Source organism: Nocardia sp. NPDC005998 (assembly GCF_040614395.1).
Classification (GTDB): Bacteria; Actinomycetota; Actinomycetes; order Mycobacteriales; family Mycobacteriaceae; genus Nocardia.
In genome coordinates, this window is the sequence record NZ_JBEXUI010000006.1 from 22,625 (window position 1) to 39,812 (window position 17,188).

Below are 17,188 nucleotides of genomic sequence, written 5' to 3' on the forward strand. Positions count from 1 at the left end.
TGATCCCGGGCACACCTGCGCCCGAACAAGCGACTATGTTGATCCGCTATGACTTACCTGGTTACCGGAGCAACTGGGTTTATCGGTCGGTTTCTTGTCCCCGAGCTGCTGAAACGCAAGGGGGATATTCATGTGCTGGTACGGCCGGGCATCGATTCGGCGGACCGGTACACCTGCTGTGCCCAGGAGTGGATGGGTGAGGATCGGGTACGGCCGGTGCGCGGGGATCTCGGCGCGCCTCGGCTCGGCATCGATCCCGGCTGGCTCGCCGAGCACCGGGGCTCGATCGACCATATCTTCCATCTGGCGTCCAGCTATGACCTCACCGAGCGGGGCGGCGGCACCCGCAATGTCATCGATGTCGCCGAGGAGCTGAAAGCCGGACTGCTGCACCATATCTCGACGGTGGATGTGGCGGGCGGATTCGAGGGCCTGTTCACCGAGGACATGTTCGACGTGGGCCAGGTGCTGACCTCGCCGATGCAGCGGGCCGAATTCGAGGCCGAGCGGATCGTGCGCGAGTCCGGGATCGGCTGGCGCATCTATCGGCCCTCGATCGTGATCGGACATTCGCGCACCGGTGAGATCGACCGGATCGACGGGCCCTATTACTTCTTCCGGCTGCTGCGGATGGCCGCACAACTGCCGAGAATCCTGCCGGTGCTGGTGCCGAAGCTGGGTGAGACGAATATGGTCCCGGTCGATTTCGTGGCCCGCGCACTGGATCACCTTGCACACCGACCCGACTCGAATACGTACACCTATCATCTGGTCGATCCGCGGCGGCAGAGCGCCGCCGAGGCATTGAATCTGTTCGCCGATGAGGCCGGTGCGCCGCATCTGGTCGAGGTGATGCCCAAGCGCGCTCTCGAGATGCTGCTGCGCATCCCCGGTACCAACTGGTTGCTCCCCCGCGTCGGTGTGCCCCAGGATGTGTTGGAGCACAGCGAATTCAGCTGCTGGTTCGGCTGCCGCAACGCCACCACCGCGCTGGCCGGCACCGATATCAAGGTGCCGCCGCTGGCTGCCTACGCCCCGCTGATCTGGAAGTACTGGATAGAGAACTGGGTCTGATCAGCCGACTGCGGCGTATTCCGCTCGGGCGGTATTGATTTCGTCGATGTGCTCGATGGCCCAGGCCCGCAGCACATCGACCGCGGCGCCGAGACTGTGGCCGAGCGGGGTGAGGGTGTATTCGACGGTGACCGGCACGGTCGGATAGACCGTGCGCGACACCATGCCGTCGCGCTCCAGCCCGCGCAGGGTCTGGGTCAACATCTTCTGCGTGATGCCCTGCACCTGCCTGCGCAGCTCCGAGAAGCGCAGTGTGCCCGGTTTCAGGGCCAGCAGCACCAGTCCGGTCCAGCGTTCACCGAGCCGGTCGAAGACCGCACGGGACGGGCAGTTCAGGTTGAAGATGTCGTATGCCATGGGATTGTTGGTATCCACCAGGTACCTATACCACTAATTACTGCCTTCTTTCACCTGGAGACCAACCCTCCTAGGGTCGTTTTCATCGCAACGACCAGGAGGAATACAGATGAAAGCCCTTGCCGCAACCGGTGATCGGACCTTGGTGCGGTTCGCCGAGATCCCCGAACCCACGCCCACCGCCGACGCAACGGTCATCCAGGTCGAGGCATTCTCGGTGAACCGCGGCGAAATCCTCGCCATGACCGGGGCCTACGGCACCCCGACCGAGCCGGGCACCGTGATGGGACAGGATGTGGTCGGCCGAGTGGTCGCGGCCGCCGCCGACGGCTCGGGGCCCGCCGTCGGAACCCGCGTGGTCGGCCATGCCGAGGGTGGCGGCTGGGCTGAGCGGGTGCCGGTGCCGACGTCCGCACTGGTCGCACTGCCCGACGCGGTGCCGACCACCACCGCGGCAGCGCTGCCACTCGCGGGTTTGACCGCGCTGCGCCTGCTCCGCCATGTCGAGGCCCCGGCGGATAAGAGGGCGCTGATCACCGGCGCATCCGGCGGGGTCGGCCACTATCTCGTCGAATTGGCAACGGCCGCAGGCATTGCGGTGACGGCGGTCGCGGCCTCCCCCGAGCGCGGCGCCCGACTGGCCGAACTCGGCGCGGCCGTTATCCATGATGTCGCCGATGCGGATGGCCCCTTCGAGGTGATCTTCGAATCGGTCGGCGGCGATGTGTTCGCGCATGCGCTCGCCCGGATCGCGCCCGGCGGCACGGTGCTGTGGTTCGGCCAGGCGAGTCTGCGACCGATCCGGCTCAGCTTCTTCGAATACCTCACGGTCAGCCCATTCACGCTGAAGCACTTCCCACATTGGGTCGCCGATACCACCGACGCCGAAGACCTGCGCGTCCTGGTGGATCTGACGGCGCGGGGCCGCCTGCATCCGGAGATCGGTAGGGTCGCCGGCTGGGCCGAAACGGCGAGCGTGCTCACCGATTTGAACAACCGCCGGATTCGCGGCAACGCGATCCTCACCATCGATGCCTGAAGGAGCGACCATGTCGAGCACCGAGCAGACCCGCGCCACCATCCTGGCCTATATCGAGGCGCTCGGATCCGGCGATGCCGAGCGCGCTGCCGCCTTTTTCACACCGGAGTCGACCTGGACCCTGTTCGGCGAGCTGCCGACCGCGCGGACCTGGACCGGACCGGAGGAGATCTTCGGGCAATTCGTCGCGCAGATGATCGAGCGGATGGATCTGTCCCAGCCGATCGGTCAGCAGGTGCGGACCGTACTGGCCGACGGCGCGCAGGCCGTCGCCGAATGGACCACCCACGCGACCACCAAGGCGGGCGAGCCGTATGTCAACAATGTGGCAATCGTCTTCCGGGTCGAGGACGGCAAAATCGCCGAAGCCCGCGAATATTTCGACACCGGCTATGCCCAGCGCACCCTGTTCCCCTAATGCCCCGTCCAGACAGACTGCTTGCACTACCCGCTTCGGCTGCTCGCCGAGCGTAGTCATCAGGCGGTCGAATACGGCCTGCGCCACCACCATTCGACTACGTTCGACAGACCCCGCGGCAGGAGGTAGCTGGATGCGGCGCTAATTGCCCGCGACGGTCAGGTAGATCAGTGCGACATTGAGCAGGCTGATGATGAGGGCGACCAGCCAGGCCAAGCCGGTGGTGACCCGGTGGTTGACATCGTTGCCCATCAGGACCCGGTCGCTGGTGAATCGGACCAGCGGGATCAGCGCGAACGGAATGCCGAACGAGAGCACCACCTGCGAAATGATCAGCGCGCGTGTGGGATCGATGCCGACCGCCAGGATGATGATGGCCGGAACCAGCGTGACCAGACGGCGGGCCAGCAGCGGAATCTTGCGGCGCAGTAGGCCTTCCATGATCATCGCGCCCGCATACGCGCCGACCGAGGTCGATGCCAGGCCGGAGGCCAGCAGGCCGATTGCCAGCAGCAGCGCGGCGACGGGGCCGAGCGCATCGCCGACGGCGGCATGCGCACCCTCGAGGGTGTCGACATTCTCGCGGCCGCGCAGGGTGTTCGCGGCCATCAGCAGCATGGCCAGATTGACCGTGCCCGCGAGCACCATGGCCAGTCCGACGTCGTATCGGGTGATCCGCAGCAACCGGGTGCGGATCGGCCCGACCTCGGGTTGACCGTGGCGGTCGCGGGCCAGTCCGGAGTGCAGGTAGACCGCGTGCGGCATGACGGTCGCGCCGATCATGGCGGCCGCGAGCAGCACGCTCTCCGAGCCCTGGAAGCGCGGCAGCAGCCCGCCGAGGGTGCTGGGGACCGACGGCGGCGCAATCACCACGCTGGCCAGGAAGCCGATGGCGATGACGGCAAGTAGACCCGTGATCACCCGCTCGAACGGCTTCTGCCCGCGGCGGTTCTGCACCAGCAGCAGCGCCATCGAGACCACACCGGTGATCAGCCCGCCGACCAGCAGCGGCAGATCGAACAGCAGCTTCAGCGCGATCGCGCCGCCGACCACCTCGGCCAGATCGGTGGCCATGGCGACGGTCTCGGCCTGGATCCAGTAGGCAAGACGCACCGGACGACTCGACTTCGACCGGACCGCCTCCGGTAGCGACATACCGGTGACCAACCCCAGCTTCGCGGACAGGAACTGCACCAGCCCGGCCATCACATTGGCCATCACGATGACCCAGACGAGCAGATAGCCGAACTCGGCGCCCGCACTGATATTCGACGCCACATTGCCGGGATCGACATAGGCAATGGCCGCTACGAATGCCGGGCCGAGCAAGACACTGACAGATCTCGCCCGGGTCGTCGCGTTTCGCGCCGATTCGACCAGGGTTGTACTCACAGAACAGAATTTTACGGGTTCCCGAACTTAATCGTTAGTTGATCCCGCCTATTGAAACCTGCAAGCCGAACTCGGATGCCTCGACCGCACTGTCCGCGGCCACGGGTCTGGTACGGGTTGAGTTGCCCCACAGACGACGAGCTACCCATGTACCTGCGAAAACAGTAATAACGCGAAAACCGGACAAAAAAAGACCGACCGCCCCGATTGTGTTGTAGAACACATCGGGGCGGTCGGGTGCGATCAACTATCTCCCGGCGGCTGCCTCAGAGGCCGAGGCCGCGGGCCAGGGTGGGCCAGGACGCGTGCAGCTCGTCGTTCCAGTAGCCCCAGGAGTGGGTGCCGGAGGGGCGGAAGTTGAAGGTGGCCGGGATGCCGAGCGAATCCAGCTTGGCCTTCATGTTGTTGGTGCAGTAGTTGGTGCCCGCCTCGATGACACCGCCGATCAGGATCTGGTTGGCCAGACCGTAGGCGCCGGGAAGGGCGTACTGACCGTTCAGGGTGTCGTACGGGCCGGGCAGGCCGTTGCCGGTCGAGATGTAGAGGTCGGTACCGCGCAGACCCTCGGCGTTGACGTAGGGGTCGTTCGCCTTCCAATCCGCCGAACCGAGCGGGCCCCACATGTTCTCGACATTGCCGCCGCCCCAGGTCTCGACGGTCAGCTTGACGAACTCCGAGCCGACCGGATCACTGGTCTGGGCGCAGCCGCTGTAGGCGGCGGCGGCCTTGTACAGGCCCGGCTTGGCGATCGGCAGCGCAAGCACGGTGGTGCCCGAGGTGGACAGGCCCGCGATGGCATTGGTGCCGTTGGTGCCGAGCGCGCCGTCGATCAGCGGCGGCAGCTCCTCGGTGAAGAAGGTCTTCCACTTGTTGCGGCCGAGCGTCGGGTCGTCCTTGATCCAGTCGGTGTAGTAGCTCCACTTGCCGCCGATCGGCTGGACCACATTGACGTTCTTGTCGCCGAGGAACTTCAACGCATCGGTCTTGGCCACCCAGGACGCGTCGTCCTCGCCGCCGCCCGCACCGTTGAGCAGGTACAGGACCGGGCGCGGCACCGAGGCGTCGGCGGGGCGCTGCACGTCGACCGGGAAGGTGCGGTCCATGGCCGCGGAGTAGACCTGCAGGCGGATGCTGCGGTCGTCCTTGTACTCGGCCTTGGTGATCTTCGAGCCGTCCGCCGAGACAGGATTCGCCAGCAGCGCCTTCGAATCCATGATCGGGTCTGCCGTCGCCGTGGATGCGCCGAAGCCGGACATGACTCCCGCGAATGCTGCGGTTGCCGCGATCACCGCCGCCGCACGTGTGCCGCGACGCCGGATCAGACTACGCATCAATTTCACACCTTCACTTCGTATCGTGATTACGGGTGGGCTTCCCCAGGCCGTCAGGGACCGTGCCAACGGCACCATGCCCGACCATACGGCCTATTTAGTCGTGACAATACTGGACATCGTTACCGCAATGTTGCTCGACCGTGTCTGAGCTGCCCGAATGTGATCATGGTCGCCTCGGTCCGCGCCCGAGCGAGGTCATCCGGCGTGCACCCGCTGACCGTGTTCGGCCAGCCCGCCGAGTGCCCGGATCCAGTGTTCGGCGAAGGTCTTGACCTCGTCACCACCGAACGCCTCGGCCGCGTAGTCGAAGCGCACGAGCAGACCGTCGGCGGTGGCGTCGGCGGTGATATCGAGCAGCAGATCGGTGGCCGGTTCGTCGGTGTGCACCTGCGCCGGGCGCAGATCCCGATAGCGCAGCGCGCACCGGCCGACCGGCAGCGCATTCAGGGCGGCGGCGGTATCGGGATTCAGATAGCGCAGCAACCCGTAACCGACGCCGTAGGACGGCACCGCGCCCGTCAGCCGCTTGATCTGCTGGATCGCGATACCCGCAGCATGGCCACCGACCAGCGCCTCCTCGATATCGATGCCCTCCAGCCCGATCGGCAGCGGATAGGCGGTGGTGAAGGCGCCGACGAGGGTATCGGTCTCGGCCATCCCCCGGCTGTCGGCGAGCAGGCGCACCACTGGACCGATGGCGTCGGTGACGGTTTCGCCTGCGGAGGTGATCCGCGCGATGGCCAGGGCGGTCAGCAGCACCTCGTCGACGCTCGCGCCGTGTGCGGCGGCCGCCGCGACGACGGCCGCGGTGCCCTCGGTGGTGATGGTCAGTGAGACGCGACGACGCGACCGCAGATTCTTGCCCGTGGCACCGGCCGCGGCCGCGGGGACCACGCTCAGGGCGTGGTGCCACCATGCCACTTCCTCGATCGCGGCCGGGCCGCTCGCCCGCTCCGAGAGCACACCGAGCAGATCGGACAGGCCGGACTCGGGCACGGCGGGCGTCCGGTGTCTGCCGCGCGACCAGGCCAGCGACAGTTTGTCGATGATGGTGCGCCACGAGGTGTCGTCCACCACCAGACCGTTGGCCACCACCACCATGGTCGAGGGCACCTCTCGGCCGCCGACCAGGACGAAGCGGATATTGCGGCCGTTTACCGGATCCAGTTCGGTGGCCACGGCGCGCACCACATCATCGAGGGGCGGTGGGGTCTGGTCGGCGGTGTACTCCAGCCCGAGGAAGGCCTCGTCCAGGCGCAGGGCCTCGGCCGGAATCTCGAAGACCGGATCGGGCCCGACGCCGGAGCGGTGCAGGCGGACCCAGAGCATCGGATGCTGCTCGAGCACCGTATCGACGGCGAATTGCACCGCCTCCGGGGAGAAGTTGGGCGGAATATCGAGGGTGATGACGCGCAGTTCGGCTCCGGAGTCCAAGAGCCGCACGGCATTCGGGGTGAGCGACAGCGGAATGGGGCTGTCGTCGGGTTCCTCGGGTCGGTGCGGGACCGCCAGTTCGAACGGGTCATCGGGTGCCGCCGTGTCGATCGAGAATGCGACGTGTTCGGACCCGGCGACCTCGGGTGCCCGGTCGTCGGCTTCGGTTTCGTCGTCTTCGTCGTCGAACAGTGCCGGAGCCTCGACGGTGGGCGGCAGGTCGTCGATCGTCGCCGAGTCATCGACCGGTGCCGGGGCATCGACTTGTATCGGGACAAGGATCGTTGTCGGGTAGTCGTATTCGAATGCGGCCGGGGTATCGACTGATCCGGCGTATTCGCTGGCAGATCCCGCGGGCTCGTATTCGGCCGATCCCAGGCGTTCACCTTCGACCGAACCCGCACGGTCGTATTCGACCGACCCTGCACTATCGCGTTCAACCGACCCCGCACGCCCGAGTTCGGCCGATCCCACGCGGTCACGTTCAACCGAACCCGCACGCTCGTAATCGACCGACCCGACGCGCTCGTATCCGGCCGCATGCTCGCGTTCGCCCGAACCCGCACGCTCACGTTCGCCCGAACCCGCACGCTCACGTTCGCCCGAACCCGCACGCTCGTAATCGACTGACCCCGCACGCTCATGTTCAGCCGAACCCGCGTACCCAAGTTCGGCTGACCACAAGCGGTCACGTTCGCCCGAACCCGCACGCTCGTAATCGACCGACTCCGCACGCTCACGTTCAACCGAACCCGCATGCCCAAGTTCGGCTGACCACAAGCGGTCACGTTCGCCCGAACCCGCACGCTCGTAATCGACCGACTCCGCACGCTCACGTTCAACCGAACCCGCACGCTCGTAATCGACCAACCCCTCATGCCCGAGTTCGACCGATCCCACGCGGACATGTTCAACCGATTCCGCACGGTCGTATTCGATCGACCCGATGCGCTCGTACCCGGCCGCGTGCCCGTGTTCGACTGAACCCGTGTTCTCTGGTTCGACCGGCGCGGGCGTATCGGTGAATGCGTCGGATTCGATTGATGCCGTGGCGCTTTCGTCGACCGGCACCGCTGTGTGCTCGATGTCGTCCGCGACCGGAAGCTGGGGCTTTTCCGCGAACAAGGCGGCGATGACCGGGCCGATCTCGGCGAAGGCCGCGGGGGTTGTCATCAGCTCGTGGGTTGCGGCGATCTGATGTTCGGTGATCGTGCCGTCGACATAGGGGCGCCAGGCCCGGGATTCTGCGGTGTGGCCGGTGGCGCTGAAGAAGTCGAGCGTGCCGTGGAAGACCTTGTGCTGATGGTTGATGCCGAGTTCCACCGAGCGCACCGCGCCGCGGTAGCACTGGCGCAGACGTTCCGGGGTCAGCAGGGCCAGTTCCGGCGGGATATTGGCATACAAGACCGCGAGGGCCTCTTCGGTGAGGTTGCGGATATTGCTGTCGCCCAACTGCTCCGGGCCGATGCCGAGCTCGGCGAAGGCCGAGCGCAGCTCCGCCCAGAAGTCGGCGATACTGCCGCCGGTACGGCTGTCCAGCATGGCCAGCATGGCGACTTCGGCACCGGCGGACTGCAATTCGACCGCGACCGCGTGCGCCAGCGAACCGCCCAGCGACCACCCCAGCAGCCGGTAGGGACCATCCGGCTGCACCGCGCGGATCTCCTCGACATAGCGGCGCGCGATCGCGTCCACCGAAACCGGCAGGAAATCCGGTTCGGAGAGTGCGGGTGACTGCACACCGAAGATCGGGGTGTCCGCGGGCAGATGCTGCGCGAGACCGGTATAACACCAGGACAATCCGGCCATCGGATGGATGCAGAACAGCGGTGCCGCGGTGCCGTGCCGGATCGGCAGCAGCACGTCCAGGGCGGCTTCGGCATTCAATCCGTAGTCGTGGTCCCCGGATTCATCGGCCGCCATGAGGCGCTGGGTGAGGGCGGCGACGGTGGGATCGGTGAAGAACCACTGCACCTGGACCGCGATACCGGTCAGCTCGCGCAGTTTGCCTACCGCGCGCATCGCGAGCAGCGAACTGCCGCCGAGCGCGAAGAAGTCGTCGGCGGCGCCGATCCGGTCGATGCCCAGCACCTCGGCGTATACCCCGGCGACGGCCAGCTCCTGCGGTGTCGACGGCGCGAGGTAGGGGCGTTGGGCCAGTTCGGGTTCGGGCAGGGCCGCGCGATCGATCTTGCCGACCGGGGTCACCGGCACCGCGTCGAGGACCACGATGGTCGCGGGGACCATATGCCGCGGCAGGCTGCGCGCCGCGTATTCGGTGAGTTCGGCGGTATCGATGGTCCGGCCGAGTGCCGCGAGCACATAGGCGACGAGGATCTTTTCACCCGTCGCGGTTTCCCGGCCGATGGTGACGGCGAATTCGACGCCGTCGTGGCCGGTGAGCACCGCATCGATCTCACCCAGTTCGATGCGGAAGCCGCGGATCTTCAGCTGGAAGTCCGCGCGCCCGACGTATTCGAGCTCCCACTGCTCGGATTCGCCGACCCAGCGCACCAGATCGCCGGTACGGTACATCCGCGCACCGGGCGGACCCCACGGGTCGGCGACGAAGCGCTCCGCGGTCAGCGTCGGACGGTCGTGGTAGCCGCGTGCCAGTGCGGTGCCCGCGAGATACAGTTCGCCGACCGCGCCGGGCGGCACCGGGCGCATCCGCGAATCCAGTACCAGCATGGGCGTTCCCGGCACCGGCGCGCCGATGGTGATGCGCTGCCCGGCGACCATCTCGCTCCACGACGCGGCGACGGTCGCCTCGGTCGGACCGTAGCCGTTGCAGAAGTGCCGCCCCGGCTGCCATTTGGCGACCAGCTCCGGCGAGGTGATATCGCCGCCGCAGGACAGGTATCGCAATTCGTCCAGCCCGGCCGGATCGACGGTGCCGAGCACGGCCGGGGTGAAGATCGCGTGGGTGACCCGCTCGGTGCGCAGCAGGGCGGCCAGCTCCGGGCCGCCCAGAATTGTGGACGGCACGATCACCAGCGTCGCCCCGTTGCGGAAGGCACACAGCCACTCCAGGACCGACGGATCGAAGCTCGGCGAGCACAGATGCAGGAAGCGGTGGTTCGCGGTGACCTGGAACAGGGCACTCGCGTATTCGACCGCGCCGCCGACGCCGACGTGGGTGACGGTGACGCCCTTGGGGACACCCGTCGAGCCCGAGGTGTAGATCACGTAGGCCGGATGCTGCGGCAGCAGCGTCGTCAGCCGTTCGGCATCGGCGACCGGTGCTGGCGACTTACCGGCCACCGCGGTATGGATCGCGGGATCGTCGAGCTCGAGCCAGGCGGTTCCACTCGACCCGTTGGGCAGCTGCTCCGCGTAGGTCGAGGTGGTAATACCGAGCACGACGCCGGAGTCGCTCACCATGTGCCGGATCCGCTCCGCCGGATAGGTCGGGTCGATGGGCACATACGCGCCACCGGCCTTGGCGACCGCCCAGAAGGCCGCAACCATCTCCAGGGAGCGCGGGAAGGCAAGTGCGACAAGACTTTCCGGGCCGACACCGCGATCGATGAGTACCCGCGCCAGCCGCGAGGAATATTCGTCGAGTTCGCGGTAGGTGATCGAGCGACCGGCGGAGCGCACCGCGACATGCTCGGGATCGTCGCCGACGGCACTGGTCAGCAGGTCCGGCAGCAGGCGGACGGCGGGCGTCGCACCGCGCCGCACCGGCGTCAGCGCACGCTCCTCGGCCGCGTCGAGCAGCGGCAGGTCACCCACTGGGGAATCGGGGCGCGCGACGATTTCGGTGAGCAGTCGGGTGAACCGTGCGGCGAATCGCTCGATCGTCGCGTCGTCGAATAGATCCCGCGCGAAGTTGAATTCACCGCGCAGGCCGTCCTCGGCGGTACCCGGTGCCCACATGGTCAGCGACAGATCGAATTTCGCGGTATCGACCGCGAAATCGACGGTATCCGCCCGCAATCCGGGCAGTTCGAAGGTGCTGGTCGGCAGGTTCAGATACGACATCGACACCTGGAACAGCGGATGCCGTGCGGTTGAGCGCGGCGGATTCAGCAGCTCGACCAACCGCTCGAAGGGCAGGTCGGCATGGGTGAAGGCGTGTAGGTCGGTGTCTTTGGCGCGGGCGAGCAGATCGCCGAAGGTGCTCTCGCCGGGCACTTCCAGTCGCAGCACCAGCGTATTGACGAACATGCCGATCATGTCGTCGAGTTCGGCGGCGCCGCGACCGGCCACCGGTGTGCCGATGACGATATCGCCGGTGCCGGACATGCGCGCCAGGAATACCGACAGCGCGGCGTGCACCACCATGAACATGGTGGCGTTGTGTTCGCGCGCCAGCCGCGCCAGACCGGCATGCACCTGCGGGTCGATCGCGAATTCGGTGCGCCCGCCCGCAAAGGTCCGCATTGCCGGGCGTGGGCGATCCGTTGGCAGGTTGAGTTCATCGGGCAGATCGGCCAGCGCGGTGCGCCAGTAGTCGGCCTGCGCCGAGATCAGGCTGTCCGGATCGTCCTCGGAGCCGAGCACATTGCGTTGCCAGACACTGAAATCCGCGTACTGCACCGGCAGCGGCGCCCACGCGGGCGGCTCACCGGCACTGCGCGCGGAGTAGGCGAGCATGACATCGCGGACCAGGGGCGCCATCGACCAGCCGTCCGCGCCGATGTGATGGGCCACGAAGACCAGGATGTGATCACCGGTATCGAGCCGGAACAGGCTGGCGCGGAACGGCACCTGGACGGTGACATCGAAGCCCGCCGCGACGACCTGCCGAACCTCCTGTGCCGCGGCCGCTTCCGCGATCGGAATCGGTACCAGATCGATCGGCACCTCGCTCGGGGGGAGCACCTCCTGCACCGGGCCGTCGGGGGTGTGCGGGTAGACGGTGCGCAGCACCTCGTGCCGGGTCACCATATCCTCGACGGCCAGGCCGAGCGCGGTCACATCCAGCTCGCCGGAGAGCCGGATGGCAACCGGGATGTGGTAGGCCGCCGAACTGGGATCGAACTGGTTGATGAACCACATCCGCAGCTGCGCAAGCGAAAGCGGCACCTGCTCCGGCCGCAATCCGGCCAGCAGCGGTCGCCGCCGACCCGAACCGACATGGGTCTCGACCTTGGCGGCCAGTCCGGCCACGGTGGGCGTTTCGAAGACCGCCCGCACCAGAACCTTGGTGTCGAGTGCGTCGCCGATCCGCGCCGCCACCTGCGTCGCGAGCAGCGAATTGCCGCCCATGGCGAAGAAGTCGTCATCGCGCCCGATGCGCTGCACGCCGAGCACGTCGCCGTAGACGCCAGCCACGATCTCCTCGATCGGAGTCGACGGCACCCGGAAGACCTGGCTCTCGAACTCGGGTTCGGGTAGCGCGGCGCGATCCAGCTTGCCATTCGCATTGCGGGGCAACGCGTCCAGCCTCACGAAGGCATTGGGGACCATGTACGACGGCAGCACCGCACTCAGTGCCGCCTTGATCTCGGAGATCTCCACCGGGGTCGCGGTTACCAGGTAGGCCACCAGCCGGTCGCCGATCCGCGAATCGGATTTGACGAGCACCGCGGCCTGCGCGATCTCGGGCCGGGCGAGCAAGGCGGTCTCGATCTCGCCGAGTTCGATGCGGAAACCGCGGATCTTCACCTGGAAGTCGGTACGGCCGTGGTACTCCAGCTCACCCTGTTCGTTCCAGGCCACCAGATCGCCGGTTCGGTACATGCGCGCGCCGTATTCGAACGGATTGGCCACGAACCGTTCCGCGGTCAGATCCGCACGTCCGAAGTAGCCGCGCGCCAATTGCGCACCGGCCAGGTACAACTCCCCGCAGACGCCAACCGGCACCGGACGCAAACGCGAATCCAGCACGTAGACACGGCTGTTCCACTCCGGCGCACCGATCGACACCGACACCGTGTCCGCATCGGTCACCCGGTGGCTTGTGATGGACACCGCGGCCTCGGTCGGACCATACAGATTGAACAGGTCGGCGGCGTTGTCCCGACGGAACCGCTGTGCGGTCGAAACGGGCAGCGTCTCGCCGATCGCCAGCACCCGGCGCAGCGATCGGGACAGCTGTCCGGTCGACATCGCGTCCAGCATCGACGGCACAATATGCAAGGTCGTCACCGACTCGCGTGCCGTCAGCTCGGTCAGATAGGCCGGATCCCGATGACCATCGGGTGCGGCGATGACCAAGGTGCCACCGCAGACCGCCGCCGTCCAGAATTCCCAGACCGATAGATCGAAGGTGGCGACCGTCTTCAGCAACACCACATCATCGGCGCCGAGGCCGAACTCGGCCGTCTCCCACAGCAACTGGTTGACGATCGCGGCGTGCGAGACCGCGACACCCTTCGGCTGTCCGGTCGAACCCGATGTGAAGATCACGTACGCGGTATTCGCCGGTAGTAGTGGCCAACGGCGTTCGCCCGGCGTGACCGGCGTGTCCGGGTATCGGGACAGGTCGAGATCGTCGATCGCCACCGAATCGACCACATTGGTGCGGAATCCGTCGTAGGCGGTGTTCAACAGGCAGACCGGTCGCGCGGTTCGCAGGATGTATTCGACGCGCTCGGCCGGTTGATCCGGATCGATGGGCACATAGGCGGCACCCGATTTTGCCACCGCGTACATGGCAACGACCAGATCGATCGACCGGCGAATGCCCAGCGCAATCCGGTCCTCGGGCCGCACACCGCGCTGGATCAGATACCGCGCCAGGCGATTCGCCCGGGCGTCGAGTTCGGCGTAGGTAAGTTTGCGCCCCGGCTGATCCGATACCAGCGCAACCGCATCCGGTGCCGCCGCCACCGTCGCATCCAACAGCGATACCAAGGTCGCCGTCGTATCGATGGTGTGCGCGGTGTCGTTCCACTCCGCCAGAATCCGCGAACTCTCATCAACGGCCAGCAGTTCGATCTCACCGACGCGCACCGAGACATCGGTGATGACGGCATCGAGCACCCGCAGGAACCGATCCGCGAACCCCTGCACCGTGGTCTCGTCGAACAGGTCGGTGGCATAACCGAAGTCGGTCAGGATCCCGGCGGGCGCACCGTCCGGGCCGTAGCGGTCGGCCAGCGAGATATGCAGGTCCGTCTTGGCCAACTGCAGATCGAAATCGACCGCGCCGACCGAAAGTCCGGGCAGTTCGAAGCCGGTGTCGGCCAGATTCTGGAACGAAAGACCGACCTGGAACAGCGGATTGCGGGCGATCGAGCGCACCGGGTTCAGCGCCTCGACAATGCGCTCGAACGGCACATCGGCGTGCGCGAAGGCCTCGAGATCCCGCTCCCGGACCTCGGCGAGCAGTTCGGCGAAGGTATCGCCGGGCCGCACCCGCGTCCGGAATACCAAGGTATTGACGAACATGCCGATCAGATCGTCGAGTTCGCGCTCACCGCGACCGGCGATCGGCGTGCCGACGGCGATATCGTCCGTGCCCGATAGCCGGGCCAGCAGCACCGCAAGCGCCGCGTGCACGACCATGAACAGCGAGGCCTGGTTGGCCCGTGCCAGCGTGTGCAGCCGTGCATGCCGATCCGCGGAAATCTCGAATCGGACCGATCTGCCCTGGAAGGACTGTGCGGGCGGGCGCGGGCGATCCGCTGGCAGCTCCAATTGGTCCGGCAGCTGCGCCAGCCTGACCTGCCAGTACGCGATCTGCTGTGCGGCAAGCGATTGCGGATCGTCCTCCGAACCGAGTACCTCGCGTTCCCAGAGCGCGTAGTCGGCGTACTGCACCGGCAGCGCGGGCCACTGCGGTGACTGCCCCTGCACCCGTGCGGCATAGGCGACCATCAGATCGCGGGCCAGCGGCCCCATCGAGGCACCGTCGGCCGCGACGTGGTGCACCGTCAGTGCGACGACGTGCTCGCGCGGTGCGATCTGGAACAGTCCGATCGCGACCGGCACCTCGATGGTGACATCGAAGGTCATGGCGGCGAATTCGATTATCCGCGGTACCAATTCGTCCTCGGTGACCTCGGTCGGCACCAGCGCGAAGGAATTCTCCGGCACCGGATGCACGACCTGATGCGGCCGCCCGCCCTCGCTCGGATAGGTGGTCCGCAGCACCTCGTGGCGGGTCAGCACATCCCCGATCGCCAGACCGAGCGCGCGGATATCCAGCGCACCCGAGAGGCGTACGGCGACCGGAATGTTGTCCACCGCGGAACTCTCGGTGTCGAACTGGTTGAGGAACCAATACCGCTGCTGGGCCAGCGACAACGGAATCAGCTCCGGCCGCTCCCCCGCGATCAGGCGCGGTCGACCCCGGCCGGATCCGGCGGTGCGTTCGACCACCGCGGCGAAGGCGGCCACCGTCGCGGCGTGGAATAGATCGCGGACCGCCAATTCGGTATCCAGCGCCGCATCCAGCCGCGCGGTCACCTGGGTCGCGAGCAGCGAATTGCCGCCCAGCTCGAAGAAGTCGTCGTCCAGACCGACGCGCGCGACACCGAGCACATCGCCGAAGGTGCCCGCGACGATCTCCTCGACCGGTGTCGAGGGGGCGCGGAATACCTTGGCCTCGAAGACCGGTGCCGGCAATGCGCTGCGGTCCAGCTTGCCCATGGGTGACAGCGGCACCCGGTCGAGCACGGTGATGCAGGCGGGCACCATATGCGTGGGCAATTTCCGCTCGACCAGCGCCTTCAACTCCACCGGATCGACGGTGTACCCCTGCGCAGCGTGCACGTAGGACACCAGAACAGTGGTTCCGCTGTCGCGCTCATGCCCGACAGTCACGGCGAAGTCCACGCTCGGCGACGAGCCGAGCACCGCGTCGATTTCGGCGAGTTCGATGCGGAACCCGCGAATCTTCACCTGGGAGTCATTGCGGCCCAGGTATTCCAGTTCACCGGTCGCGCTCCAGCGCACCAGATCACCGGTGCGGTAGAGCCGGGTGCCGGGTTCGAACGGATTGGCCACGAAGCGCGCCGCGGTGAGTGCCCGTTGGCCGAGGTATCCGCGGGCCAGCTGTGCCCCGGCGACATACAGCTCGCCGACCACCCGGTTCGGCACCGGCACCAGCCGATCGTTGAGCACATAGGCGGTGATGCCGTGGATCGGCGGGCCGAGGGTCACCGGCTCCCATGGCACCATCGGCGCGGTGATATTGGTGGCGACGGTGGCCTCGGTCGGACCGTAGGCGTCGAAGAACTCGCGCAGCAAACCGCCCGCGATCGGTAATACCCAGCGCCGCACCAACTGCGGCGGACACGCCTCACCGCCGGTCACCACGACCCGCAGCTCGTCCAGTCCCTCGGGCTCCACCGAGGCCAGTGCCGCGGGTGTCACGAACGCATGCGTCACCCGCTCGCGCCGCAATACCGCGGCGAGTTCGGCACCGCCGTAGACGGTCGGCGACACCACCACCATGGTGGCCGCACCACCCAGTGCCAGCAGCAATTCCAGCACCGACGCATCGAAAGACGGCGAAGCGAAATGCAGTGTCCGCGCGGCACTGGTCACCCGGTACCGGGTGCGCTGCTCATCGCAGAAACCGGATAGCCCCTGGTGGGTGATGACCACGCCCTTCGGGACACCGGTCGATCCCGAGGTGTAGATGACATAGGCCGGATGCGCGCCGTGCAGCGGCCGCACCCGATCCTGATTGGTCACCCGATCCACCGGATACCGCTGCAGCCCTTGCGCGGTGACGGCATCGTCGAGCAATAGCCATTCGGCATGGTCGGGTAGGCCGCGGCGGACCGCATTGACCGTCAGCCCGAAACTCACTCCGGAGTCGGTCAGCATATGCGCCACCCGCTCCCGCGGATAGTTCGGATCCACCGGAACGAATCCGGCACCGGTCTTGGCGACCGCCCATACCGCGAGCACCGAATCCACCGACCTCGGGATGGCCACGGCGACCAGATCCTCCGGGCCGACACCACGGTCGATGAGCAACCGGGCCAACCTGGTCGAACGCTCATCCAACTCGGCGTAACTCAGCCCCGCGGAACTGCGGTTCGCATCGGCGAATACGACGGCCGGGCCGCCGGGATTGGCCTCCACGGCGGCCGCCATCAACTGCGGCAGGGTAATAACTCGCGTCCGCTGTGCCCGTGCCGGTCGCACGCGTGCCTGGCGCGTCACGCGCTCACCGCTTCCTCATGCCGACGTTGTCCAACCATCCGAAACATGAAGGAGCTCACCTACCCT

General features: G+C 66.8%; 7 protein-coding genes. 3 read left to right on the plus strand and 4 right to left on the minus strand.

Annotated elements, in window-relative coordinates:
- Window positions 1-48: 48 nt before the first annotated feature.
- On the plus strand, window positions 49-1,074 hold the full coding sequence (locus tag ABZ293_RS11730; RefSeq protein ID WP_355179679.1) for an SDR family oxidoreductase: 1,026 nt from the start codon (window positions 49-51) through the stop codon (window positions 1,072-1,074).
- Here ABZ293_RS11730 and ABZ293_RS11735 read toward each other — a convergent pair whose 3' ends face one another.
- Window positions 1,075-1,431 carry a helix-turn-helix domain-containing protein gene (locus ABZ293_RS11735; RefSeq protein ID WP_355179681.1) on the minus strand — a complete coding sequence of 119 codons (357 nt, stop codon included), beginning with the start codon at window positions 1,429-1,431 and terminating at the stop codon, window positions 1,075-1,077.
- A gap of 109 nt (window positions 1,432-1,540) precedes the next feature.
- Between ABZ293_RS11735 and ABZ293_RS11740 the strand changes: the two genes are divergently transcribed.
- Together ABZ293_RS11740 and ABZ293_RS11745 are read left to right on the plus strand one after the other, a co-directional pair.
- A complete protein-coding gene (locus tag ABZ293_RS11740) occupies window positions 1,541-2,470 on the plus strand; it encodes a zinc-binding dehydrogenase (RefSeq protein ID WP_355179683.1) in 930 nt (309 codons plus the stop codon).
- 10 nt (window positions 2,471-2,480) lie between these two features.
- Window positions 2,481-2,888: a nuclear transport factor 2 family protein gene (locus tag ABZ293_RS11745; RefSeq protein ID WP_355179685.1), complete on the plus strand. Its 408-nt coding sequence runs from the start codon at window positions 2,481-2,483 to the stop codon at window positions 2,886-2,888.
- 141 nt (window positions 2,889-3,029) lie between these two features.
- On the opposite strand, the gene ABZ293_RS11750 is transcribed toward ABZ293_RS11745, so the two are convergent.
- The 3 genes from ABZ293_RS11750 to ABZ293_RS11760 form a co-directional block, all read right to left on the minus strand.
- Complete coding sequence (locus ABZ293_RS11750; RefSeq protein ID WP_355180003.1) at window positions 3,030-4,268, minus strand: Nramp family divalent metal transporter; 1,239 nt, start codon at window positions 4,266-4,268, stop codon at window positions 3,030-3,032.
- A 278-nt stretch (window positions 4,269-4,546) separates the two neighbouring features.
- A complete protein-coding gene (locus ABZ293_RS11755) occupies window positions 4,547-5,536 on the minus strand; it encodes an alpha/beta hydrolase family protein (protein WP_355180005.1) in 990 nt (329 codons plus the stop codon).
- A gap of 273 nt (window positions 5,537-5,809) precedes the next feature.
- Window positions 5,810-17,122: an amino acid adenylation domain-containing protein gene (locus ABZ293_RS11760; protein ID WP_355179687.1), complete on the minus strand. Its 11,313-nt coding sequence runs from the start codon at window positions 17,120-17,122 to the stop codon at window positions 5,810-5,812.
- Between the last annotated feature and the right edge of the window lie 66 nt (window positions 17,123-17,188).

Coding starts and splice junctions, on each gene's coding strand:
- ABZ293_RS11755 (WP_355180005.1), bottom strand. CDS start 5,536: ATGTCCGGCTTCGGCGCATCCACGGCGACGGCAGACCCGATCATGGAT.
- ABZ293_RS11735 (WP_355179681.1), bottom strand. CDS start 1,431: ATGGCATACGACATCTTCAACCTGAACTGCCCGTCCCGTGCGGTCTTC.
- ABZ293_RS11730 (WP_355179679.1), top strand. CDS start 49: ATGACTTACCTGGTTACCGGAGCAACTGGGTTTATCGGTCGGTTTCTT.
- ABZ293_RS11745 (WP_355179685.1), top strand. CDS start 2,481: ATGTCGAGCACCGAGCAGACCCGCGCCACCATCCTGGCCTATATCGAG.
- ABZ293_RS11740 (WP_355179683.1), top strand. CDS start 1,541: ATGAAAGCCCTTGCCGCAACCGGTGATCGGACCTTGGTGCGGTTCGCC.